Consider the following 24,102-nt stretch of genomic DNA (forward strand, 5'->3'; position numbering starts at 1 on the left):
GAGAACTCCTGTCCTGTATCCCGGGCGCTCTTCCGAAGAACCTCATAAGCGGCGCTCATCAGGCCGCAGATTCGCTGAGCGCCAACTCATGTCTCCGATCGCGATAGCCATCGTTTTCATTTACCTCGGCCGCGCAGATGATGGGTAACGGAGTTGGCTCCTGGATCACGGTCTGCTCCCTCACCTGCTCCACGTGCTGAATACCCGGTGTGTCTTGGGCTTCCAGACGGTGGGCGCGGTCGAGGCGGTACACGGCCCGAGCGGCGATGAGGCCGACGAGAACGAGTCCTGCCCAAACAACTTGGCCGATGCCGAGCTGGCGCGCTGCACCCATGAGCCAGCCCGTGGCCAGGTTGCCGGCAAGGATTCCGATCCCGACGATTGTGTTGTAGAACCCGTAGTGGGTTGCCACCAGCCGGCCGCGGGCCAGCGCCATGACGGTGTCCATTTCGAACGGGAAGATCGCGGCCCCGCCAACGGCCAACCCGGCCGCTGATAGCAGTAGCGCGGCGGCCGCCGCAATTGTCCCGTATGCGGAACTGTCGGGGATGAGGGTCAGTGGCACGAAGGAGACCGCCAAGATCGTCATGCCAATGGCCAGACTGCGTCCTCGGCCCCATCGTGCGGCGAACCAGCGGGTGATGCGCAGTTGTCCTGCGACAGCGACCAGACCTGAAACGATGAAAATCCCTGCTACTAGCGCGGATTCGTAGCGCGGCGAAATGATCGAAGCTTGTAGCGGAAGGGCGAGGTAGACCTGGAAGGACAACACGTAGGAGCCGATCATCGCCGCGGCGAAGAGCAGGAAGGACCGGTTGGCGATGACGACGCGCCAGTCATCGAGTATGGAAGTCTTTTCCTGAGCCGGTTCGGCGCTGTGCTGCGGAAGCGCCACCAACTGCGCCACCGTGAGCACTGCGAAGACGACCGCCGCGGCACCAGCGGTAACCCGGAAGTCGATCGCCACCAGCAAGACTCCGACCAACGGGCCCAACAGGATCCCGGCCTGGTAGAAGATGTTGAACACGGCAAAGGCTTCCACCCGACGTTCGCCGGTATCCGCGGCCAGGTAAGCGCGCACTGCCGGGTTGAACAATGCCCCGGCGAAACCTGTGGCCGCGGAGGCGATCAGCACCGCTGGTAGGGACTGGGCAACGATCAGCAAGGCGAATCCGCCGGTGCGCAGCAGGCATCCGGCCACGATCAACGGCTTGTAGCCGATCCGGTCGGCCAGCGTGCCGCCCACGACGAACATGCCCTGCTGGGAGAAGTTGCGGACACCGAGCACCAGCCCGATGGCCCACGTCGCCAGCCCGAGCGGGCCGGCGAGGTAGGCCGCCAGGTAGGGCATCAGCATGTAGAAACCCATGTTGATGCCGAACTGGTTGATCATCAGCATCCGGGCCGACCGGTCGAAGCTGCGAAACTGCGCCATGAACTCACTCATCGCAGCGCTGCAGCAGGGTCGATGACGGTCGCGCAGCGCGTCCAGGATTCGACGACCCGCTCAGTAGGGTCGGTGATAACGGCCGGCTCGTCGGGGGGAAGGTGATCGAGCAGACCGTGTTCGCGGCAGTAGTCGTCGTTGTAAATGGTGTCGAAATAGCGTTGCGGACCGTCGGGAAAGACCGCCGCAATAGTGGTGCCCGGTGACATCGTGCGCGCCGCCCAACCGGCCACCAGCGCAACCGCGCCGACGCTCCAGCCGCCGCTGGCGTGGTGGGTGGCCGTCAGGGCGCGGGCCGCCCACACCGCCTCGGCCGGGGCCACCCAGTGCACCTCGTCGAACGCCGCATAGTCGACATTGCGCGGATAGATGCTCGACCCCAGCCCGCGCATCAGCCGCTTGGTGGCGGGTTGGCCGAAGATCGTTGAACCGATGGTGTCCACGCCGATGACTTTCAGGTTCGGGTTGAACTCGCGAAGCACCCGGGCCACACCCGCGGAGTGGCCGCCGGTGCCCACCGAGCAGACCAGGACGTCAATCTGCCCGAGTTGCTCGATGAGCTCCAGCGCCAGCGACCGGTAGGCGTCGATGTTGTCGGGGTTGGTGTACTGGTCGGGGCACCACGCGTCGGGGTCGGCGGCCAGCAGCTCGGCGACCCGGTCTTTGCGGGCTTGTTGCCAGCCCCCAGTGGGGTGCGGCTCGGTGACCAGATCGACGTCGGCACCGTAAGCGCGCAGCATATTTTGCACGATTGGCTCCATGCCTGGGTCGGTGACCACGGTGACCGGATGCCCGTAGGTCGTGCCGGCCAGCGCGAGCCCTAATCCGAGTGATCCGCTGGTGGACTCGACAATGCGGGCCCCGGGCCGCAGCTCGCCACGGACACGGGCGCGTTCAACCATGTGCAGGGCGGGACGGTCTTTCATGCTGCCGCCCGGGTTGAACCCCTCGAGTTTGGCCCAAAATCCGCGATCGGTGGCGGTCAGCGGTTCCGAGATACGTAGCACCGGAGTGTTGCCGACCAAGGCGTTGGGCCGGCGATTAGGACCGGGGGCGGGGTCGCAGCTGGCGGCGGTGCGCTGGCCGTTCGCCAGGGTGGGTTGCGGTGAGCTCTGCAGGTCGATGGTGTCGAGGGACAGGTCGGAGAGCTCGCAGGCTTTCAAAGACAGAAGGTTGTTCATGAGATCGTCGCTTTCTGGTGTAAGGCCGCAACGCAGAGCGCGGCCATTGACATGGGCAGCGGTCACCGGCCGTTGTGGCAAAGCACAACAGCTTGACGCTGACCATTCAGCGACGAGAAAGACAGATCCGGGTCAACAGATCTTGACCCGTGAGGGCACCCACCGGCCCAAGCGGGGGACCCCGCCCAGCCGGCACAATAAGACTGGCCGTTGAACCCGCGCTGACGACGAAGGCCGCTACCAGAGCAAGCGCAACCAGAGCGGTGAACGACGACTTTGTCAGCATCACGGTTGGGAACGCCTCGTGGTGCACGCCGGACGAACCATCGTCAAGGTGTGGGTGACCGACGGCGATAGCGGATTCTCCGCCCAGCGAGGGTGCCACAGTGTGCGCTGACAGAGACGTGTGGGATACCGGCCGCAGTACGTCGGAGTGGGCGGCGATTGCGAGCATCCCCACCGCCGCCACAACGGCGACGAGGAAGCGCAGCTGTGGCCGGCTGCGCGCGGCCACGCGTCCGGCCTCCGCTCGCATCCGCAAGAACCCCATACCCCCAGAGGGTACGCCCATCTCCGGGCGTTGCCAAGTGTCAGGATGAAGTGATCTCGATTACGCCGCTGCCGCTCACCCGGGTTGCGATTTGGCCGAGTCGCCCGAGGGTTTCGGTCTAGCGGTTAGCTGAAAACGATTTTCATTGGCGCGCGATGGCGGTTGCAGGAGACTGCTTGGTCAATGTCCCGGGCGAGCCAGCCGTTATGACGAGCCAGCCGTTATAGCGTCACCGCAATTGCATCCGCCGGCCTGTAACAAACGGGTTCGGTTTCCTGGTCTCGTCGTGGATCCGGCCATACCCGGGGAGATATAGGGTGTCAACGCTCGGCGACGTCTCGTGGACTAAGCGGAGGCACGCTTGCCCTGCCGTGCGATCAGGAACGTACGAGTCGTGCGATGGCTGCAGACGCTTCGGTCAGCTTCGTTTGAGCGTCGTCGCCGCCCTCGGCGACTGCGCGTGTCACGCAGTGGTCGAGGTGCTCATCGAGCAAGTTCAGCGCCACCGACCGCATGGCACTATTGACCGCGCTTATCTGTGTTAGGACATCTATGCAGTACTTGTCTTCGTCGATCATCTTGGCGATGCCGCGAACCTGGCCTTCAATGCGGCGTAGCCGCTTGGCATAGTTGTCCTTCTGCGCCGAATATCCGGGCGGGGTTGTCATCTGGCCTCCTCGCGTATTAGCCGTCGGGTGATCTCAGCTGTAGTAGCCAGCGCGATCGCGCCTCAGCAGTGGCCGATCATGGACTGCAAACCCAGGGCTTCCAGGCAACGGCCAGGACCACGGGAATGCAGCGGATCGGCACGGGTCATGCAGCCATCATACCTACCCCGTAGGGGTACATGGAACGATGGCGGCACCAAGCATGTGCGAGATTTCCCGTCACCGTCACCCGCTCGACGAGCCCGTTCATGCACATCTTGCCACCCGGCCTCAGTTCCTCTCGGTCCGGCGCATACAACGCTGCGGCCATCCATCGGGTTCGTCGAGATTTGGGGGAGCCTCCCTCCCGGCCGAAGCCCTCATGTGGCAGCGGTATGGTTGCCTACTTTGTGACGCCTTTCCACTGGTTGGATACGGGGGCTCGGACTGATGGTGCAGGATGGCATGGCGGTATCCGACGAAAACTTCGCACTGTCCGTGACAGTCGACCATGTATTCGCTGCCAGGGCGTTATGAACGATGGCTATCTCGGTTTTCTGCGTTGTCCCCGGTGTGGATTGGAGGCACGCGAAGACCAAGCATCGTTTGGATGTCCCGACTGCGCACGCCGCGGCATCGGAGCCAACCTCACCCCTGCATACGCGTTGGCGCCCGGTGCCTTGCCGTGGCAGGCCTCCGAGCCAGGCATTTTTGGCTTTCGCGGGTTGCTGCCGTTGGCGCACGACGACGTCGCGGTGAGCCGGGGAGAAGGTGGGACGCCTCTGATTCCGTTGCATCGGCTGGGACCTCGACTGGGCTTGCACAGACTCATGCTCAAAGACGAAGCGCGCAATCCGACATGGTCATATAAGGACAGGCTGGCGGCGGTCGCCGTCACCAAGGCGGCGGCGTCTGGAGCTTCAACCGTCGTCGTCTCCTCGACCGGCAACCATGGTGCAGCGGCCGCGGCCTACGCCGCTGCGGCTGGGCTTGGCTGCGTGGTGCTCACCGTCTCGTCGGTACCACGCGAGATGCGCATCCTGATGCAGGCATACGGCGCCTGCGTCGTCGCCTACGACAAGGGCCCAGACCGGTGGTCGGTGTTGCGGGCAGCGGTCGAGGCGTTCGGCTGGGTACCGATGTCTGGGCTTGTGATCCCCCCGATCGGCTCCAACCCGTTTGGCATCGAGGGATACAAAACAATCGCCTACGAGCTGTGGCGCCAACTCGGCGAAACGCCGGATGTTGTCGTGGTGCCAACCGCCCATGGTGATGGGTTGGCCGGTATTCGCCGAGGATTTTCCGACCTTATGGGTTTGGGTCTTGCCAGCCGCATGCCCAGGTTGGTTGCGGCGGAGCTGTTCGGCGCCTACGCCCGCGGGCTCCATTCCCAAGAAGGACAGCAACCTACGGTTCCCGCGCAGCCTTCAATGGCGTTCTCCGTGGCGACACGTAGGGCGACTTATCAGGGGTTGGACGCCATAAGAGCCACTAACGGGACGGCGGTAGCCGAACCAAGCAATGACGCGATCGCTCGTATGCAACTCGAGTTGGCCTCGACCGAGGGCATTTACGTAGAAGGGGCATCCGTGTTGACGGTGCTCGCCGCCCACCACCTTGCCGAGCGGAGGTGGATTGATCCCGAGGAGAGTGTGGTGCTGTTATCGACGTCGACCGGGTTGAAGGATCCCGGTTCCTCCGCGGGCCACCTGCGCGATCTACCGGTGCTTGAACCCACCCTGGCGGCTCTTGAGGGTGCGCTGCCGGCGGGCATGTGCCGATGACAATACATTGTGACCGTCTGAACAGATCTGTCGTTCCGGGCTTCATCGAAGTCGAGGCCCCGCCAGGCACGACGAACAACTAGTGTTCGCCCGGCTGGTTTCGTCGGCGGCCGCCTTTCCGGAACCGTGGCCGGAATCCTACTGGTGCTTAGACACCCAGATGGCAAAGACCGACAACACGGTGGTCGCGACAATCACCAGAATCCCGCGACGATCGCCACCCACACCACGATCTGGTAGGGCCTGTCCGAATGAAGCGGTGGCGCCCCGACCGGTATGCGGCGTGACAACGAAGTCCCCCAGGGGGCTCCAGGATTTGTTACGGGCCGTCCTAAGGGTGCTTGGATACTTTTTACTCACTGTGATAAACCTTTGGCCTGGTCAGCCTATTTGGGGTTGGAGGCATCACAGCTCCGTGGGTCGTTGATCACGGCACCGGGCTCGGGCCTAGGCGTCGTGTCGCGACGGCATATCGATCTCAGACGAGTCTGCAGCTGCCGCTGTCTGCCCTGACGCCTAGACCCGCCCACCGGTATTTCCAGCTCGCCGCCGGGTCTGCGCAGCCGGACACAGTCGCCGGCGGTCATCGCGGCTTGCGAAGGCACTACCCGAAAGGAAGGCCCGAATGACCGCACCCCGCCCCGCGAAGCTGGTGGGCGCTCAGCGACCGTAGCCGCTCAACGCCATCGAACAGCTTAAGAAAGACGACGCTCCGCTCAACATGCGGAGGCGCGTCGAAAACGTCTACGCGGAAAGCGGTTTCGACAGTATGGGCAAAACCGATCTGCGCGGCCGGTTCCGTTGGATGAGGCTCTGTCGCGGTCCAGGATGGCAACACTACGCGGGCTGCCGCGCAACGGCACCGACATCCCCGCGGTCGACACAGCGGTGCTGCGGCTACGAGCAGCCCTGGGCGACAAGAACATCGTGGCGACAGTCGTCAAGCGCGGCTACCGGCTTGCGATTGACGACTGTCATCGATCTGACGAATGGGTTTGAGCGGATGAGAATGCCTGCGCTCGTTCAATGGCGCGCTTAAGCCCGCGCCCATATTTATCCCGCTGACCTACAGCTCAAATGTGGTCGGAGGGCTGATAGCTCGAAATCGCCCCGGTTGTGGGTCAGCAGCGGTACGCGATGGATGTTCGCGGCGGCATTGTGGCGCAACGCTTGACCTTGCCCCAGAGGCACGGTCTACTGTCGGGGCCACCATCGGCGGAATCCTGCGGCTGCGCATGAAGGGGAGGGTTTTCAGATGCGGAAAGCGCCTCAGTGGACTGACCGGGAAGCTCACGGGCGTTTGAAGCTGTCGACGGCCTATCGGCACAAGCACATCAAGAACGATGACGATAATTGGACCGGCTCCCTGGTGGGAGCTCCAATCGAATTGGGAGCGGATATGTGCGCTGCACCTACGCAACAACGGACCACAGCGCCGGCTGGTGTCGGCGTCGATAACGAGACCGTGATTGCTGGCCGGGTCGTCGACGACTCCGGTCGGCCGGTTGGTGGCGCGTTTGTGCGACTGCTGGACGCGTCCGACGAGTTCACGGCGGAGGTGGTCGCGTCGCGCACCGGTGAGTTCCGGGTGTTCGCTTCGCCGGGATCATGGACGGTACGTGCGCGGTCGTCGATCATCGGCAGCGGCGACGCCGTAATCACCCCCATGGGCCCGGGTATCCATGAGGTGGACATCAAAATCACTACCTGGACCGCTGGCTGCTAGATACGAAATACCCGGCAGCGCGGCCAGCATCGCCCGGTTGCTCGAAACCCGCGGTGCCGACGCCGCCCCTCGCGTGCGTGGCCACCAGATAGCACGCGGGCAGTGCGGAACTGTCGAGCGTCGCGATCGTTTGCTCGTCGGGTTGCGGGCCGAATGATCCGGGATGGTGCTGAAAACCCCATGAACTTAGGACACTGTCCAGCACGGTCACCGTGGTGTCCCTGCCCAAGGATGACGAATTGCATCGCAAACGCAGGCTGTGATCGCGGCGCCTGCCCGAGAACCGGGTTGCCACAGCCGGTATCGGGTTCCACGGGTGGGTCTCGACCGCCGAATTGCGGCTGGTCAACGAATTGGCCAGCGCGCTTTCTGCCGCACGAATCATCGCCCGCGGGCAAGGCTCTCTATGCCGTTGGCGATTCAATAATACGACAGACGGTGGCGGCCTGTCCGCGGCGTTGATCGCTGCGGGCAGTCTGTAACGCAGCGGCCAGCGTGGTGCGTAGCGCGCGTAAGTCGGCGATGGCGCGGTCAATGTCGCGAATGTGCTTGTCGAGCAGCGCGGCGACCTGCTCACAGGGCGCCATGCCGTGGCGATGCAAGTCGAGGATGTCTTTGATCTCCGACAACGTCAGGCCGAGGGTCCGGGCCCGCACGATAAACCGCAGGATCGCGATGTCGTCGTCGCTGAACAACCGGTAGCCGGCTTGGGTGCGCTCAGCCGGCGGCAGCAGCCCCTTGGCTTCCCAGATCCGGATGGCCTTGGCCGAGACGCCGACGGCGTCGGCGGCGTCGCCGACGGTGTGCGTCACAAGGGCCCGTTCACGGACGGCAGTCGTCATTAGTGATCCTTCCCGCGGCCGGATTCAAGCGCATTCGTTGGTCGTTCGGGGCTCGGCGTCAGGGTAGTGAGTCCGTTTACCCTGCCCCCTATTCTGGCTGAATTGCACAAGTCGTCCGGCAGCGCCGCGCTCCGCGAAGGCAACGTCGACGGTGACTCCAACGGTAGGGCTTACCCTAGGGGCAAGGTCAAGGGTGCGTGCGGCGGCCCGCCAGAAATTAATACAGCGCCCTAGCCCAGATTTTTCATGGAAATTGGTGTGGGCTGGGTCTGATATTGAATTGTGTTGCGGGGTAGTGATTTTGGTGTGGCGGCGTGGTTGGTCTGTCCCGTGTCGCCGGGTGGGGCGGGCTTTCCCAGGGCCAGTGGGTCTTTCGTGATCGGTCGGTCAGAGGGACTGTCGGTCAACCGAAGGCGGTGCGGATGCGGTGCCAGGCGGTCGCGATCAGGGCGGCCCACCGCCAGGTGGCATCGATGCGTAGCCGGGTTCGACGGGCGCCTCGGGTGATGCGGGCGGCCACGTGCAGCACCCGGTAGCGAAAGGTGTCGATCTCGGCGCGGGCCAGGCCGGGATGGGTGCTGAACCCGATGAGTCGTGCCCAGGTGACCAGATCGGCTGCGGCCAGCGTGATCTCCAGCCAGGCGGCGTTAGCGTCGAATGCCTGGCACGGCAGGTTGCCCAAGCCGGTGGCTTTGAGTTCACGGATGCGGTCCTCGACGCGGGCGTGCTGACGGTGCCGTAGCTCCAGGCCGGCGACCTGGCCAGGCACGACACAGGGGGCGGTGTCGGTGATGAACGCGGTGACCCGCATCCCGTCGGCGTCGGTGAACCGCAACTGCGCACCTGGATGCGGGCGTTCCCTGCGCAGGATCAGCCTCGTGCCTGGTGGCCAGCTGCTCAGGTTGACCAGCCCGGTGGCCTCGGCGACCCACGCCCCGTCGCGCAGGCCGCCGTCGGTGTCGATCGCCGGATACCAGCTATCGGCGATGTTGATGGTGTCCACCGCGTCCTGCACCCGCCAATCGACGGGATAGCCGAAGGAGAACCCCACCCCCGCTGTCCGGCAGGCGGTGGCGAAGTCGTGGGTGGCCCCGGCGGTATCGCAGCGCACCAGCACCTTGGGTCGGTGGGGATCGTTACTCGGGTCGGGTCGCCACGCCGCGGGCAGGGCCGCCAACGCCTGGTGCAGAACGGTGATGTGGTCGGCGGCGGTGTTGGAGCCGGCGCGGCCGGTGCGCAGCAGCCCGGCCAGGGCTTCCCCACCGGCGATCTCGGGGCGGTCCAGAAACGCCAGCAGCGGATGATGACCGTAGGTTTTCTTCCAGGTCGGGGTCGCCAGTTCCTTGTTGTCGGAGTGGTCGATGACCAGGGTGGCGTCGATGTCGATGTGCAACCAGCCGCCCGGTACGGGAGCCGCCCCCGCGGCCCAGGCCGCCGTTCTGGCTGCTGCCCGTGCGCCACGCACCCCGGGCAGGTGGGCAGCGTCGATCCGCTCATCGACCAGCCGCCACATCGTGGTCGTCGAGGCCTTCGCGCCCAGGACGTGCTCACGATCGCCGCACAACTGGCCGACGGCGTCGATGCAGTCCGCCCCGTCGGCGACCGCAGCGGCCAGATCGGCGAACACATCCCCCGGCGCGTACGTCCACCGGCCGCGGTAGGTATCGGCCAACACGGCCGTGACCTGCGCCGATAACCCGCTGCGGTCAGCGAGCTCACGCACCAGGGCCATCCCGGCATGCGACACGACACCATGGCCATCGGCGGACACCTTCACCCGCGATGCCACCGCGATATCCTTCACCTGCGAAGTGCCTTCCCGTCAGGATTGTTGAACCGTGGAGAAGTCCAATTATCCCTTGCAGGACAGGCACTTTCGCTTATCTACACACCGCCACAAGCGACATTCGGCGAAAAATCCGGGCTAGTGGGGATCGGCTTAGCAACGGAACGAATCTGGTTGTTTCGAAGGCGAGGCCACGGGCGTCAGACTGGGTCGCGCCACGGCCAGCCGATCATCAAGGCTGGGTTCGGTGTCGGGATAGCCTGAGCAGGTCGAGCTCGAATTCGGCAAACGTGGGGAGGATGTTGACGAACATCTTGCCCATCGAGGGCGGCTGTTAACCGAAGGCTTAATGGCCTTGAGCTACGCGCGGCAGTTCACCCGTGGTCGGCGCGGTCGCTGCCGTGCTCGACAACAGGTGGCACGCGGGGCATTTCCGCCCGTTGGGTCGGTACCTCGACTGGTCGCGCGGCCTGCACCGAGGTCATCCGATCGTCGCGAAGCGATCAGCAGCGGTGTTGGCGGCAGCTGACGACTCGGTTCCTTTCTCACGGTGCGAGTTTGATAAAGCCCGGCGGCATGGGTCGCGCCGGCGACGGCTCGACCGGACCGCCACCGCCGTTGTCACCACTGCCTCCATCACCGATGCCGCCACCGCCGTCGCCACCACTGCCGGCAGTGCCCCCCGGCTGAGGAGCATCAGCAGGAGGCTCCACCTCTTGCGGTGGTGGCGGGTGTTGCGGTGGCGGCGGCGATTGTTTTGCTGGCGGCGGTGGGGCGATCGGCGGGGGTGTCAGGATATGCGCCGTCGGCGGCGGTGGTGCCGGAATCTGCGGTGGGTCCGGTAAGCGGGGATCCCCCGCGGGGACCGCTCCGATCAGTGAGGCGAGCATTTTGCCATGCGCGTCTGACCGGTCGCCCCCGTAGCGGCCCGCCACAAAAACGCCGCCGTCCATCAAGTGCCGCAGCCGCAGCGTCCCGGTGCCCGTCGGTTCCTGCCACGCCGCCGACATGTTGGTCATATCCAACCCCGGCGGCGGCTCCCGCAGATCGCTTCCTGAGTTGACTGTGTCGTGCGTGTACGCAGCGACCCGGTGCGTCGGTTCATCCGATACCGGCTCGGATTTAGCCTTGATGGAGGCTATCTTGCTTTGGTCGGATGGGCAGTAGATCTGCACTGCGGCAGTGATAAATCGGGTCATGGTGGTCGTGAGGCGGGCGGGGTATCGGCGCACGGTCGGGTCTATGCTGTACGCATCGTTCCTCAGTCCGTCCAGTATGTCGTTCACCGGCATGCCGGCATCGAGTTTGCGACAAACTTTGTGGCCTGCGGCGATGACGGTTGGCACGTTTTTGATGGCGGGGATTTCTTCTTGATCGAGCAGTGCCAGAAACTGGTCGTCCTGGCTTGGGTCGGCCGTTGCTGCGCCGCCGTTCAGAATTGCGGCGCCGGTTAGCACCACGATGGCGGTAACCAGGGCACCGGCGTGGCTAGTGATGCCGGTGAACATGGTAGGGGTTTCCGTTCTGCTTGGGTGTCCACGGCGCCGCGAGCCATTGGCCGTCGGCGATACCGTGGTTGGTCTCGTGACGTGAGCCCTTGCGTCGCAGAAGGTTTCCCTACGGCGCTGGTGCTCGAAGGATCGATGTGAAGTGATGGACTATGTAGCCAATCGATGAATCTGCTTACGGCGTTGGTTGGGGCGCCGCATAGTGGCGTACAGGGACTACGAGGCCCAATTATGTTGTGGCTCAGCTCATATTCGCCTCCCTTTGCGTGAATACGGTGGAGGCATCACTGCCGGTAACTCCGACGGTAGAGAATGCCGCGAGGGCAAGGTCAAGGCGTAGCGTCGAAATAATTCGCTGCCCACGGCGTCCCAGGCCATCGGTTTCGGTGATACTCGCTGTAATCACGGAAGCCCGTGCGCTCCACAATGTTTTAGTATTGCGCCCCGGTCGAATATCAGCTGCAGTTAGACCGTGGACTCGATGAGGCCAATCGACCGGCGCCGGTGTGCCCTAACCCTTGACCTTGTCCTAGGGGTAACGCATAGCTTGGGGTTGCTCGTCGGCTAACGCGACGCGCGAGCCTGCCGAGAGCGTGAGCAATGACGGGGCAATGAGTGAAGGGAGCGTTCGAGATGGCATTGCATGGGCTCTTTGTGAAGGCGGCGCCCCACGTGTTGACTTTTGCGGCTTATGAGGCGCTACACCGAGTGGTGGCAAAGGCTCCGTGGCGGGAGGCAACGGTGTCCGCCATGGCCTGTGGTGTCCGCGGTGTCCGCAAGGCTGAGGAGAAGACCGAGCGGGCGCGACTGACAGCCGCCGACATGTTCGCCGAGGCGATAGAGCGCAGCGAGGAGAAAGCTCCGCTGTCAGCTGTGGCGAACGAGGAAGTTCCGCCTCAGCGGCGGCGGACTGGAAAGACCAGGACCTCTGATGCTGACAATTGATGCTCACCGGGATGCCGGGCTGACCATTGCGTCCGACGCAGCAGGGCGGATGCGTGTACACACCAACGGGTTTCGTATCGACGGGGGCCGCGCCGTCGCGATCGAGGAGATGCTCGGCAAGCTGAGCGGTGTGCGCGCCGTGCATGTCTATCCGCGAACCGCATCCGTTGTGATCAGGTATTCGCCCGCTTTCTGCGACACCGCTGCCATCTTGTCGGCGATCACCGATGCTGAGCACAGCCCTGCCGCGCCGGTGCCCGCGCGTGCCCGTGCCCCCCGCTCGCCTGATATCGGCAACGGCGGCATAGCGGGCAAAGTCACCGGCGGCGTAGGGCGAACGCAATTGGGCCTGCGAGGTGACGTGGCAGACCATTTGCCCGAGATCGAGCAGCAGCTGGAAGCTTCGAAGACAATCGACACGGTCGTGTTCGACAAGACCGGCACCCTCACCCGCGCCCAGATGCAACTCACCGATGTGATTGTCGGCAAGCGGCGCCAGCCAAATCTCGTGCTGCGACTTGCCGCCGCGGTGGAGGCGGGCTCCGAACACCCGATCGCCGCGGCGATCGTTGCCGCTGCGCAAGGCTGCGGATTAAAGATTCCGGCCGCCACAGCGTTCACTAATCTCGCGGGGCACGGGGTACGCGCCAAGGTCGACGGCCGGCCCGTGCTGGTTGGGCGGCGCAAGCTCGTCGACGAGCATGATCTGCTTCTGCCGGACCACCTCGCTGCGGCGGCCGCGGAACTGGAACAGCGGGGCCGCACGACGGTCTTCGTTGGCCGAGACGACCAGGTTGTGGGTGTGCTCGCCATGGCTGACACGATCAAAGACGACGCCGTCGACGTGGTCCATCACCTGCATGCCATGGGCCTGCAGGTCGCCATGATTACTGGCGACAGCATTCGCACGGCCGCCGCGATCGCGCACCAGGTCGGTATCCACCAGGTGGTGGCCGAGGTAGTGCAGGAAGACAAGGTGACCGAGATCCGGCGGCTACAGGACGAGGGCCGGGTGGTCGCGATGGTCGGCGACGGCGTCAACGATGTTCCCGTTTTGGTGCAGGCCGATCTGAGCGTTGCGATCGGCCCCTGCACCGACGAGGCCATCGAAGCCTCCGATATCACGCTGATGTCCGACCGCTTGTACGGTGTCGTGCACGCGATCGAGCTGTCGAGGCGGACCCTGCGCACGAGCAATCTGAACCCCGGCGGGGCCTCCGGCTACAAGACCGCCGCGATCCCACTTGCCGCGGTCGGCTTGCTGAACGCCGTCATTGGAGAATCCATCTCTACCGGTCCGCCGGTGTGGACAAACGCTTGACCCTGCCGTAGGGGCAACCCTTACGTTGGGGCTGCCGTCAACTCTCCCGATGCGCGTGACTCGCACCGCCGGGAGCGTGAACGAATGACGGGGCAACGATGTGAAAGGGAGCGTTCGAGATGGCCTTGCATGGATTTTTGGTGAAAGCGACGCCCCACCTGGCGACTTTTGCGGCGTATGAGGTGATACACCGGGTGGTGGCGAACGCTCCGTGGCGGGACGCGACCGTTTCCGCGATGGCCTGTGGCGTCCGCGGCGTCCGCAAAGTTGGGGAGCGCACCGAACGGGCTCGGTTGACGGCCGCGGACATGTTCGCCGAGGCGATAGAGCGCAGCGGACAGGAGGTTCCACCGTCAGAGGTGGTGGACGAGAAAGTTTCGCCGCAGCCGCGGCGGGCTGGGAAGACCAGGGACCGCTGATGCTGACCATTGATGCTCAGCCCGATGCGGGGCTGACTGTCGCATCCGACGCAGCGGGCCGGATGCGGGTAAACATCAACGGGTTTCGTATCGACGGGGCCCGGGCCGCCGCGATCGAAGAGATGGTCGGCAAGCTGCACGGTGTGCGCGCCGTGCGGGTCTATCCGCGGACGGCATCCGTTGTGATCCGATATTCGCCCGAGCACTGCGACTCCGCTGCCGTCTTGTCGGCGATCGCCGAGGCGGAGCACAGCCCCACCACATCGGCGCCTCCGCGTGCCCGGCGCTCAGCTGATAGTGGCAACGGCAGCATCGTGGGGAAAGTCGTCGGCGGGATAGGGCGGACGCTGTTGGGTCTGCGCCATGACGTGCCGGATCGTCCACCGGAGATCGAGAGGCTGCGGGGCGCGCTGGAAGGCATCGGCTATCAGCACGAGCCGGTTGCCGCGAGTCAGCTGTCACCGCGCGACGAGGCTGAGCGCGGGATTCGGGCCTGGTTACGGCGAGTGCGGTTGGCCTGGCCGTTGGGCCTGTTGGCATCTGGTTTGACGATGTTCTTCGGCGCCTACCCATGGGCGGGGTGGTTAGCCTTCGTCGCGACGGTGCCGGTGCAATTCATAGCCGGGTGGCCGTTCCTGTTGGGGGCGGCGCAGCGGGCGCGGGAGAAAACTGCGAACATGGACACGCTGATCACACTCGGCACGCTGACCGCGTTCATCTACTCCACCTATCAGCTGTTCGTTGGCGGCCCGCTGTTCTTCGACACCGCGGCATTGATCATTGCGTTCGTGGTCCTGGGCCGCTACTTCGAGGCCAGAGCCCACGGCAAGACACGGGAGGCGATCAGCAAGCTGCTGGAAATGGGCGCCAAGGAAGCTTGCCTGCTCATCGACGGCCAAGAGCTCCTGGTGCCAATTGATCGGGTGCAAGTCGGAGACCTGGTGCTGGTACGGCCTGGGGAGAAGATCCCGGTCGACGGCGAGGTCATCGACGGTCGTGCCGCCGTGGACGAGTCGATGCTGACCGGCGAGTCCGTCCCGGTCGAGAAAACGGTGGGTGACCATGTCGCCGGGGCCACCGTCAACACCGATGGGCTGTTGACCGTCTGCGCTACCGCCGTCGGGGCCGACACCGCGCTAGCGCAGATTGTGCGCCTGGTCGAGCAGGCACAGGCCGGCAAGGCCCCGGTGCAGCGCTTGGCCGATCGGGTCTCGGCGGTGTTTGTGCCGGCTGTCGTCGGCGTTGCCGTGGCGACGTTTTTCGGCTGGACACTGTTCGCCGCCAACCCGGTCGCCGGGATGACTGCGGCGGTCGCGGTGCTGATCATCGCGTGTCCGTGTGCGCTGGGCTTGGCCACCCCCACGGCGATCATGGTCGGCACCGGCCGAGGCGCCGACATGGGGATCCTGGTCAAGGGTGGTGAGGTGCTGGAAGCCTCGAAAAGGATCGACACTGTGGTGTTCGACAAGACCGGCACCCTCACGCAAGCCCAGATGCGGCTCACCGATGTGATTGCCGACAAGCGGTGTCAGCCCAATCTGGTGTTGCGGATTGCCGCCGCGGTCGAGTCGGGCTCTGAGCATCCCATCGGTGCGGCGATCGTTGCCGCTGCTGAGGAATGCGGGTTAGAGATTCCGTCCGCCACGGCCTTCGCCAACCTGGCCGGGCACGGGGTGCGCGCCGAGGTCGAGGGCAAGCCGGTGCTGGTCGGACGGCGCAAGCTCGTCGACGAGCACGATCTGCTTCTGTCCGATGACCTCGCCGCTGCGGCCGACGAACTGGAAGAGCAGGGCCGCACCGCGGTGTTCGTAGGCCGGGAAAGCCAGGTTATTGGTGTGCTCGCCGTGGCCGACACGATCAAAGACGACGCCGCCGATGTGGTCCATCGGCTGCATGCCATGGGGCTGCAGGTTGCCATGATCACCGGTGACAATGCCCGAACAGCCGCGGCCATCGCGAAGCAAGTCGGCATCGAGCGGGTGCTGGCTGAGGTGTTGCCGCAAGACAAGGTGACCGAGGTTCGCCGACTACAAGACGAGGGCCGGGTGGTCGCGATGGTCGGCGATGGCGTCAACGACGCACCCGCCCTGGTGCAGGCCGATCTTGGCATTGCGATCGGCAGCGGTACCGACGTGGCCATCGAGGCATCCGATATCACGCTGATGTCCGGCCGACTCAACGGTGTCGTGCATGCGATCGAGCTGTCGAGGCTGACGCTGCGCACGATTTATCAAAACCTTGGTTGGGCCTTCGGTTACAACACCGCCGCGATACCGGTGGCCGCGCTCGGCGTGCTGAATCCGATTATTGCGGGCGCGGCGATGGGATTCTCCTCGGTCAGTGTGGTGACCAACTCGCTGCGGCTACGCCGCTTCGGGCGCGATGCTTCGCAGAGGATTCCCGAGCATGCGGTATAGCGGATCTTGATCGGCGACCTCGCGCTGCGGTGGACGGTTACCGTTCTCTTCGGCGCTAGCTTCGTGGGGCACCTGTATGGCCTTGTCGCGCAACATGAACTCTGGATATGCAGGGTCGAGCGCCTGTTGCACCTCGTGATGTCGGCGGCGATGCTTGTCATGGCCTGGCCCGCCGGAATGAAACTCCCGACACTTGGGCCGCTGGTTCTGTTTCTAGCCGCGACCGTTTGGTTCCTGCTTGTGGCCGCGCACGTATTTTCCAGCACCGCTGGACGATTGACCAACGGCTACCACGCCATAATGATGGCCGCGGTGGCTTGGATGTATGCGGCGATGACCGGCGGCTTGCCGGGCAAGCCTAGTCACTCACTCGACCGCACCGTTTCTAGGTCGCCAGCCATGGAGATGCCGGGTATGGAAATGTCAGCGCACGAACCCGGGTGGATCACCGTCGTCAACTGGATTGCGACCGTCGGATTCGCAATTGCCGCGATGTATTGGCTCTACCGGTATTTCGTCCAGCCCATAAACAACCCGGTGCCGAACATCCCTTACCTCGCGGACTTGGGACGCCTATATCAGGCTTTCATGGCCACGGGTATGGCCATTATGTTCGGCGTAATGCTGTAGAAGCCTGACATTCGCCCCACCGGTACTCACTTGTCAGCGGCTTGCGTATAAAGCCGCCGTTGAAGTGCGCCATCGAATAAGCGCCGGATGGTTGTCGGTTAGGGTCCCCCGACTTAGGACAAGTTAGTGTGCATGGCTGCCGTTGATCTTGGCGATGGCGTTGCGGAGGTCGTCGGGTCGGGGGTCGACAGCGGTCAGGACTTGTCTGCCGGCTTTGATCTGCACGGTGCGGTAGCGGCGCGCGGTCCGCACGAATTTCTTGATGCTCCAGCTGGTTTGGGTCTCGATGTGGTGGCTGACGGTCAGGGCGGCGAACACGATGGTCAGGTGAGCGTCGATGGATTCGCGCTTGTGGTGATAGATGGGCCTTGCCTGCAGGTCGTGCTTGGACATCCGGAAGCTCTTCTCGATGCGCCAGAGCTGGTGGTAGGCCCCGATGACAAACTCCGGTGTCTGTTCGATGAGGTTGGTGGTGTAGCCCTTGAGCCCTGCAAGGCCACGGGCCTTGGCTTCCAACTCGCGGTTGACGCTCTTGGTGGCACCGGTGAGCTTGATGAATCGATTGCGTTTGACAGGGGCTCGCCCGTCAACGGCCTTCTCGGCTTTGGCGACCTGCTCGGCGATGCCGCGCAGAGTGCGGCGCGCCCGGTCGTGACGGTATTGGTAGTAGACGACGCGATCGGGGATGCCTCGTGTCTTCTCACCGCTGGTCGACAGCCAGGGTTGGGTGAAGATCTGCCCGTCGTCGATGTTCTGATCGGGATGCTTGTCGCGCCATTCGCGCACTACATCGGGCACGAATGGGATCTTGGTACCGAGGATGAACGACAGCCCCGAGGCTTTCAGCGCGATCTGATTAGCCTCGGAGATCATGCCGGCATCGGCGACGACGATGACATCGGTGAGATTGTGGGCGGCCTTGAACGCGTTGATCACTGGCAGCATGGTCGCGGTCTCTGCTTTGTTGCCCTCGAACGCCTCGACGGCCAACGGGAACCCCGACGCGTCGGCGTCACCGGCATCGGTTTCGAAGTACAACGTTTATGCCGATCTTTCGGTTATGCCGATGTTTCGGGTTGATGCGCAGGTCAGTGGCGCCGTTGCCGCTTGAAAGGTCGGCATAAGCAGTTCGGTGCGACGCTCCAAGTACGCGTCTACTTGGAGGTTGATTGTCGTGATGACGGTGATGCCCGTAGCGGCTTGTGGTCCGCTGGCGGGGGCGGTGATGGATCGGCTTGCGGCATGGATCGCGGCCGAAGGATATGCGCACACGATGACTCCCCAGATCTTGGGAGTGGCCCGTGGACTGAGCGCGTGGATGGCCGACCAGCACGTGGGGCTCGATGCCCTATCTGTTGGAGTCCTTGAGGAATTCGAGGCCGCGTATCCACTCGGTGCGCCGGGTCATCAGTTGGTTCGGATGCGGTTGCCGGCGCTGCGGCGCTTTCTGATCGAGACCGGCTATCTGCGCGGGGTTCACCCAGTTCGCAAGCGGCCCAGGCGTCCTGGCCGCAGGGTGGGCCGGCCGCTCAGTGTAGCTGCAGAGCGGGAGCTGGAGGAATGGGCGCGTTGGCAGCGTGAGGTGCGCGGGATCAGCGGGGGGTGCGTCGGCCACCGACGTCAGTGGGTCGGCGAGTTCGTCGAGTCGCTGACCCGAAATGACGCGGTCGATTGGCACCGCTGCGATGTCAATGCCCTGAATGGCTTCGTCGGCTGGCGTTCCCATGGATTTTCATCGGCGTCCTGCACGGGCATCGTTGACGCTCTGCAGTCACTGATGCGTTGGGCGCTGGCCACCGGCCGCCTGCAGCATGACCTAACCGGCGGGATCCTGCGCGCCCGCGCTTCTCGGGTGACGCTGCCGCGTGGTCTGTCCGTGCCCCAAATCGAAGCCCTGCTCGCGGCGTGTGACGCACGCACCGTCTCGGCTATTCGGGATTGGGCGGTGATCGCCGCGCTGTGGCGGCTCGGGTTGCGTGCCGGGGAGGTCGCGAGCTTAATGCTCGATGACCTTGATTGGGCCGCAGGCAGATTGAGCGTCGTGGGTAAGAACCAGCGGCGTTTGACGCTGCCGCTGCCGGTCGATGTCGGCGAGGCCCTGGTCGCGTGGCTGCGCGTGCGTCCCTCCGCCGCGGCGGATCGGGCGTTGTTCGTGCGTCTGCGCCCGCCGAACCGGCGGCTGAGCAGTGCCGGGATTTCCGACATTGTCAAACACCGCGCTGAAGCCGCCGGCCTCGGTGTCGTGCATGCGCACCGTCTGCGGCAGAGCGCGGCGATGAACGTGATCGCCACTGGCGGCTCGCTGGTCGAGGCTCAGGAGCTCCTGGGCCATCGAAGCGTTTCCAGCACACGGGTATACGCCCGGACAGACCTTGTCTCCTTGCAGACGCTGACCGTGGCGTTCGGTCAGGTGCCCCGATGAGCCTGCACGATAACCTCGACGCCTACCTGATTGCGCGCCGCCAGTTGGGTTTTCAGCTCAAGACCACTGAATACCTGCTTCGGCAGTTCTGCGACTGGCTCGCCGACGGTGGCAGCTCCGAGGTCTTCACGATCGATCAGGCTGTGCAATGGGCAACCCAACCCCGGGATGCCCGCCCGGTGTGGTGGTCACAACGGCTGACTGCCGTGCGGCCATTCGCCGCCTACCTCAACGCGGCTGGCGCGCAGGCACCGATCATCCCCAAAGGGCTGCTGCCGGTCCGAACGACCCGATGCGCCCCCTACATCTACTCCCAGTCAGACCTCGACCGGCTCCTTGACGGGTGCTCGTCGTTCTTCAGAACGGTTCGGGTCGCAGCAACGATGCGCACGATCATCGGGCTGTTGGCCGCCACCGGTTTACGGATCGGCGAGGCGACACGCCTGCGAATCACAGACCTCGATGCCGACCAGAACGTCCTGACCATCTATGGGACGAAAAGACCGCTGGATCGGCTCGTGCCGATCCACCCAAGCACCACAGCGGCATTGCTTGCCTACACAAACCTGCCCGAGCGCCTCGCCACTCACCCGGCGACAGGCGGGCCGATCTTCGTCAACGCCGCCGGCACCGGGTTCGTCATCGAGACGATCGAGCAACACTTCCGCGCCCTGGCCGACTCCTTGCAGCTGAGCGTCCCGGGCCGGCGTCGACCACGGCTGCACGATCTGCGGCACACCTTCGCCACCGGCCACATGGTCGCCGCCTACACCCACGGTGCGGACCCCGCACGAACCCTTGGCCTGCTCTCAACCTGGCTCGGGCACACCACGCCCGAGAACACCTACTGGTATCTCAGCGCTGTCCCCGAATTACTCGCCGCCGCCGCGCGACGACTCGAAACCGACATCGAACAAAGCGAAACATCATGACCGCCTTGGCCATTGAACTGCAGACAGACATACTTCACCGTGTTTCGCTCACACCCAACGCGATCTCGCCGCCAACACCATCAGCGCCTACCGTGACACCTGGCGGATGCTCATCAGATATCTCGCAGAATCGACCAGAACCAGAGCCGAACGCATCGACTTCACCGACGTCGACGCCCAGGCCGTCTCCGCGTTCTTGGATTACCTGGAAACCGAGCGAGGTAACACCGTTTCCACGCGCAACTCCCGGCTATGCGCGATCCGGGCCGTGCTCTCCCACGCTGTGGTCAATCATCCTGAGCATGCCGCCACCATGACCCGCGTCCTGGCGATGCCACCCAAACGCCACCCGAAGCCGATGCTGGAATTCCTCACCGCCGCCGAAGCCGACGCTCTGATCAACGCCCCCGATCGCACCCGCTGGACCGGCCGACGCGATCACGCGCTACTGGTTCTGGCCATCCAGACCGGACTGCGGGTCAGCGAACTATGCTCACTGACCACCTCCAACGCCCACTTCGGATCCGCAGCGAGCATCACTTGCACCGGCAAAGGCCGCCGCAAACGGGCAACGCCGCTGACCGCGACCACCGTCGCGGTCATGAGCGCGTATCTAACCGAGCGATCGACCCGCCCCGGTCAGGCCCTCTTCTGCGGACCCGGCGGCGATCACCTCTCCCGCGACGCGCTCGAGCACCGGCTCGCGATCCACCTCCCCACAGCAGCAGCAAGTTGCCCCAGCATCGCTGACAAGCACGTCACTCTCCACACCTTGCGCCACACCGCAGCGATGAACCTCCTCGCCCAGGGCGTCGACGTCGCCGTCATCGCACTCTGGCTCGGACACCAACGAACCCAATCCGCCGACGCCTACCTGCACGCCGACATGAACATCAAGCAGACTGCGATCGACCGGACCCGACCACCGAACACCAAACCCGGCACCTACCGACCCGAACCCGACATCCTCGCTTGGCTCAACAGCCTATGAATATGCCGACCTTTCAAGCGGCAACGGCGCCACTGACCTGCGCATCAACCCGAAACATCGGCATAACCGAAAGATCGGCATAACAACGTTGAGACATCATAGAGCACTAGCGACGTGGGACCCAGTCCGGCGCGAGCTGCGCACGCCACTGACAGTGCTTGGCGCACAGCAAGTTTAGCGAACTTCGGCAGACGACGCGTGACAGTGCGGTAGTCGACGGTCTCCACGCCCGTCTCGGCGAGCACGCGTAGCGAGTCGGCCTTGCTGGTCGGTTCAATGATGCGGGCCAACACCAGATCACGGAACACCGCGTCGCAACCGGTTGCCGCATCGAAGCCAAGTACCTGATAGGCCGCGCACAACGATTCCCACAGCGGGGTCGACTTCGTCGAGACGATCTCCAACGGATCACCATCAACACCGGCGGTGGCCAGCCCGAGGTCAAGGCTGATTTGGCCCTCGGCAAGGCGCTGACGTGCCGCGGCCTTGAGCGCTTCGACCTCGCCATCGTCGTGTGCCGAGCCCAGATGCTCGATCTTTCGCGACCCACGCCGGGTCGACCACACGATCTGCACCGCAGTCGCGCCCGAAGCGGTTTTCACGGTGCGGACATAGGCCACCAGCGCCTCCTAGAGCCCGGATTTAGTGTGCAGATCTCGACCCGACATCCAGAGAATTCGCAGCTCAACGTCCGGCGGCACTCGGCAACGCCAGAAAATGTCCTAAGTCAGGTTCAGCGCGCCATCGAATAAGCGCCGGATGGTTGTCGGTTAGGGCCCCGTTGGCACCAAATGGAACATTCCATCGAAATGGAATGTTGGGACCGGTATGCGTATCGGAGAGCTTGCCGACCGGCTGGGCATCAACACCAAGACAATCCGGTACTACGAGTCCATCGGGCTGCTCCCCCCACCACAGCGCACATCCTCCGGTTACCGCCACTACAGCACCGCCGACGTCGACCGGCTCACCTTCATCAAAACAGCCCAGCGACTCGGGATGAGCCTGGGCGAGATCCGCGAGGTTCTCGCCTTCTGCGACCGTGGCCAACTCCCCTGCGGGTACGTCCGCGAGGTCCTGGACCAACAAGTCACCGGAATCGACCAACGCATCGCCGAACTGGTCCGGCTGCGTGAACAACTGGTCACCCTGCAATCGCAGACCGCGCACCTGCCCTCCGCCGAATCCGGCTGCTACTGCGGCATCATCGAGCACGCCACCCTGCCCGCCCCACGACTGGGTACACAGTGACGGGCGGCCTGCTCCGGTCGAACAGGCCGCCCCGGAGTCCGCGCTAAAGCCGCTGCCCGACACCAGCAGCGATCAGCGACTCCCGATCAGGCGCGCGGCCCTGGCAGCACGGAGCCAGAAGACCATCCACGACTACCGCCGGAACCGATCCGATCCCGTATTGGGCCGCCGCGTCGGCACCACCTTCCCGCAGATCGCGAAGCGTTAATTCGCAGTCCGGACAGGCAAGTTCCTGCACCAGACGAACCGTGGGCTCGCACACCGGGCATCCAGCGACGAAAACCTCAACGTGGCGCTTTGCCATCATCATCACCTCCGGTCTCGACGCTATCGCTTCCATCCGACTGGAATGTCAAGCTGGACCGAGGCAAAGCGCGACTTTTCCCGGACCGCACACGGCGCAAAGACTCGTCGCACACCCAGCGCGCGCAGTTGCTGAACCCAATGTCCCGTGACCTGACCCGTCCGCGCGTCCGGGATGTGCCGGACGTGTCGACCAGGCGACAAATGAGAACACCGGGTTCTTCGAACTCGGGGAAATCCGGTACGGACCATGAAGGCGGGCGGTCATGTAGCCGCAGCCGACCAGACACGATAGTGCACCGACACCCGCGGCTGCGAGATGCCGCCTTGGGCCACACACAGTCCGCCGCGGTGCGTTCACCGACCACTATGTATTCCACCAGCTTCAGTCGCGTGCGGTCGCAAGGGCACGGAAGAACCGGGCGGTTGCGTCCAGATGCTGTGCACGGCGCCGCGGTGGCCTCGGCTACGGCGACGGAAGAACCCGCTGGTATCGCGCCCCTACCAGGGTTTCGGCAAGTATCGTCTCACCAGCCGCAAACGAGGCGGGACTACTTGCGTGGCCGTAAGAATCCTGGCACCCATCATTTAGGCGGCCGCCTCCTGGTGTTCGGGGACCGGCAGTGCTAGGGCGGCATCGCCGAGATCACGCAGCGCGTGATAGCAGCGGCGCAGGATTTTGCGTTCCACCGCCAAGGTGGAGTTCTTGCCGTTATGGTCGTCGCGCTTGGCTGCCAACTTGCAGTAGTAGGCGTAATCGGGGGAACTGCGCCAATATGAGCGGCCAGCCGGCGATCAGCCTCCCACTGCACCGCAATGCCGAGGGCCTACCGATCGGCGTCCAGCTCGTCGCCGCTTACGGCCGGGAGGACGTGCTGATTCGCGTTGCCTCCCAACTGGAGTCGGCCCACCCGTGGTTGTCTCAGCACCCGGCGGCGCATTGACGATCCGACGGTCTTCGATGAAGTGCAGGCTGATCGCCGTCAATCGGCCTAGACTC

19 protein-coding genes and 5 pseudogenes are annotated in these 24,102 nt (G+C 64.3%); 13 read left to right on the top strand and 11 right to left on the bottom strand.

The features are described 5' to 3' along the window. Positions 1–58 precede the first annotated feature (58 nt). The 4 genes from AC5Y49_RS05655 to ricR all read right to left on the bottom strand — a co-directional run bounded on the left by AC5Y49_RS05655 (position 59) and on the right by ricR (position 3,846). A complete protein-coding gene (locus AC5Y49_RS05655; protein ID WP_499884815.1) occupies positions 59–1,447 on the bottom strand; it encodes an MFS transporter in 1,389 nt (462 codons plus the stop codon). Then, positions 1,444–2,628 (bottom strand): PLP-dependent cysteine synthase family protein, encoded by a 1,185-nt coding sequence (locus AC5Y49_RS05660; protein ID WP_499884816.1) that lies wholly within the window; start codon positions 2,626–2,628, stop codon positions 1,444–1,446. Before AC5Y49_RS05660 ends, AC5Y49_RS05655 begins: the two co-directional genes overlap by 4 nt. A 106-nt stretch (positions 2,629–2,734) precedes the next feature. Beyond that, positions 2,735–3,178 (bottom strand): putative copper homeostasis (lipo)protein LpqS, encoded by a 444-nt coding sequence (gene lpqS / locus AC5Y49_RS05665; RefSeq protein WP_499884817.1) that lies wholly within the window; start codon positions 3,176–3,178, stop codon positions 2,735–2,737. A gap of 377 nt (positions 3,179–3,555) precedes the next feature. Next, on the bottom strand, positions 3,556–3,846 hold the full coding sequence (gene ricR / locus AC5Y49_RS05670) for a copper-sensing transcriptional repressor RicR (RefSeq protein ID WP_499884818.1): 291 nt from the start codon (positions 3,844–3,846) through the stop codon (positions 3,556–3,558). Positions 3,847–4,358: 512 nt separating this feature from the next. Here ricR and AC5Y49_RS05675 point away from each other — a divergent pair. From AC5Y49_RS05675 to AC5Y49_RS05685, 3 genes and pseudogenes are all read left to right on the top strand, one after another. Continuing rightward, positions 4,359–5,609 carry a threonine synthase gene (locus AC5Y49_RS05675; protein WP_499884819.1) on the top strand — a complete coding sequence of 417 codons (1,251 nt, stop codon included), beginning with the start codon at positions 4,359–4,361 and terminating at the stop codon, positions 5,607–5,609. A gap of 822 nt (positions 5,610–6,431) precedes the next feature. After that, positions 6,432–6,608, top strand: a pseudogene (locus AC5Y49_RS05680) (hypothetical protein); the annotation flags it as partial. Positions 6,609–7,008: 400 nt separating this feature from the next. Continuing rightward, positions 7,009–7,335: a DUF1416 domain-containing protein gene (locus tag AC5Y49_RS05685; RefSeq protein WP_499884820.1), complete on the top strand. Its 327-nt coding sequence runs from the start codon at positions 7,009–7,011 to the stop codon at positions 7,333–7,335. A 404-nt stretch (positions 7,336–7,739) separates the two neighbouring features. Here the strand turns inward: AC5Y49_RS05685 and AC5Y49_RS05690 are convergent, their stop codons facing one another. From AC5Y49_RS05690 to AC5Y49_RS05700, 3 genes are all read right to left on the bottom strand, one after another. Further along, entirely contained in the window at positions 7,740–8,177 is a 438-nt protein-coding gene (locus tag AC5Y49_RS05690) for a MerR family DNA-binding protein (protein ID WP_499884821.1), read from the bottom strand. Positions 8,178–8,580: 403 nt separating this feature from the next. After that, positions 8,581–9,981 carry an IS1380 family transposase gene (locus AC5Y49_RS05695; RefSeq protein WP_499884822.1) on the bottom strand — a complete coding sequence of 467 codons (1,401 nt, stop codon included), beginning with the start codon at positions 9,979–9,981 and terminating at the stop codon, positions 8,581–8,583. A gap of 527 nt (positions 9,982–10,508) precedes the next feature. Continuing rightward, positions 10,509–11,471 carry a DUF732 domain-containing protein gene (locus AC5Y49_RS05700; protein WP_499884823.1) on the bottom strand — a complete coding sequence of 321 codons (963 nt, stop codon included), beginning with the start codon at positions 11,469–11,471 and terminating at the stop codon, positions 10,509–10,511. Positions 11,472–12,104: 633 nt separating this feature from the next. On the opposite strand from AC5Y49_RS05700, the gene AC5Y49_RS05705 reads away from it, so the two are divergent. The 5 genes and pseudogenes from AC5Y49_RS05705 (at position 12,105) to AC5Y49_RS05725 (ending at position 17,203) form a co-directional block, all read left to right on the top strand. Continuing rightward, positions 12,105–12,416: a DUF1490 family protein gene (locus AC5Y49_RS05705; protein ID WP_499884824.1), complete on the top strand. Its 312-nt coding sequence runs from the start codon at positions 12,105–12,107 to the stop codon at positions 12,414–12,416. A gap of 394 nt (positions 12,417–12,810) precedes the next feature. After that, a pseudogene (locus AC5Y49_RS05710) lies at positions 12,811–13,692 on the top strand (heavy metal translocating P-type ATPase); the annotation flags it as partial. A 164-nt stretch (positions 13,693–13,856) separates the two neighbouring features. Next, positions 13,857–14,156 (top strand): DUF1490 family protein, encoded by a 300-nt coding sequence (locus AC5Y49_RS05715; protein WP_499884825.1) that lies wholly within the window; start codon positions 13,857–13,859, stop codon positions 14,154–14,156. A gap of 62 nt (positions 14,157–14,218) precedes the next feature. After that, positions 14,219–16,573, top strand: a complete 2,355-nt coding sequence (locus AC5Y49_RS05720; RefSeq protein ID WP_499886261.1) for a heavy metal translocating P-type ATPase — start codon at positions 14,219–14,221, stop codon at positions 16,571–16,573. A 6-nt stretch (positions 16,574–16,579) separates the two neighbouring features. After that, a complete protein-coding gene (locus tag AC5Y49_RS05725; RefSeq protein WP_499884826.1) occupies positions 16,580–17,203 on the top strand; it encodes a DUF5134 domain-containing protein in 624 nt (207 codons plus the stop codon). Positions 17,204–17,326: 123 nt separating this feature from the next. Here AC5Y49_RS05725 and AC5Y49_RS05730 read toward each other — a convergent pair. Then, a pseudogene (locus AC5Y49_RS05730) lies at positions 17,327–18,211 on the bottom strand (IS1634 family transposase); the annotation flags it as partial. A gap of 169 nt (positions 18,212–18,380) precedes the next feature. Between AC5Y49_RS05730 and AC5Y49_RS05735 the strand changes: the two are divergent. From AC5Y49_RS05735 to AC5Y49_RS05745, 3 genes are all read left to right on the top strand, one after another. Then, positions 18,381–19,625 carry a tyrosine-type recombinase/integrase gene (locus tag AC5Y49_RS05735; protein ID WP_499884827.1) on the top strand — a complete coding sequence of 415 codons (1,245 nt, stop codon included), beginning with the start codon at positions 18,381–18,383 and terminating at the stop codon, positions 19,623–19,625. Beyond that, positions 19,622–20,557, top strand: coding sequence for a tyrosine-type recombinase/integrase (locus AC5Y49_RS05740; RefSeq protein ID WP_499884828.1), 936 nt, complete (start codon positions 19,622–19,624; stop codon positions 20,555–20,557). The genes AC5Y49_RS05735 and AC5Y49_RS05740 overlap by 4 nt, the downstream gene beginning before the upstream one ends. A gap of 106 nt (positions 20,558–20,663) precedes the next feature. Further along, positions 20,664–21,548, top strand: coding sequence for a tyrosine-type recombinase/integrase (locus AC5Y49_RS05745; protein WP_499884829.1), 885 nt, complete (start codon positions 20,664–20,666; stop codon positions 21,546–21,548). 83 nt (positions 21,549–21,631) lie between these two features. Here AC5Y49_RS05745 and AC5Y49_RS05750 read toward each other — a convergent pair. Next, a pseudogene (locus AC5Y49_RS05750) lies at positions 21,632–22,168 on the bottom strand (IS1634 family transposase); the annotation flags it as partial. A 208-nt stretch (positions 22,169–22,376) separates the two neighbouring features. Here AC5Y49_RS05750 and AC5Y49_RS05755 point away from each other — a divergent pair. Then, on the top strand, positions 22,377–22,799 hold the full coding sequence (locus AC5Y49_RS05755) for a heavy metal-responsive transcriptional regulator (RefSeq protein WP_499884830.1): 423 nt from the start codon (positions 22,377–22,379) through the stop codon (positions 22,797–22,799). Between the two features lie 43 nt (positions 22,800–22,842). On the opposite strand, the gene AC5Y49_RS05760 is transcribed toward AC5Y49_RS05755, so the two are convergent. Both AC5Y49_RS05760 and AC5Y49_RS05765 read right to left on the bottom strand, forming a co-directional pair. Then, positions 22,843–23,103, bottom strand: coding sequence for a thioredoxin family protein (locus tag AC5Y49_RS05760; protein WP_499884831.1), 261 nt, complete (start codon positions 23,101–23,103; stop codon positions 22,843–22,845). A gap of 587 nt (positions 23,104–23,690) precedes the next feature. Next, positions 23,691–23,840 (bottom strand): hypothetical protein, encoded by a 150-nt coding sequence (locus AC5Y49_RS05765; RefSeq protein WP_499886373.1) that lies wholly within the window; start codon positions 23,838–23,840, stop codon positions 23,691–23,693. 35 nt (positions 23,841–23,875) lie between these two features. Between AC5Y49_RS05765 and AC5Y49_RS05770 the strand changes: the two are divergent. Beyond that, positions 23,876–24,046 (top strand): annotated as a pseudogene (locus tag AC5Y49_RS05770) (amidase); the annotation flags it as partial. Positions 24,047–24,102: the final 56 nt, after the last annotated feature.

The sequence above is a fragment of the Mycobacterium sp. NGS62 genome (genome assembly GCF_059812285.1).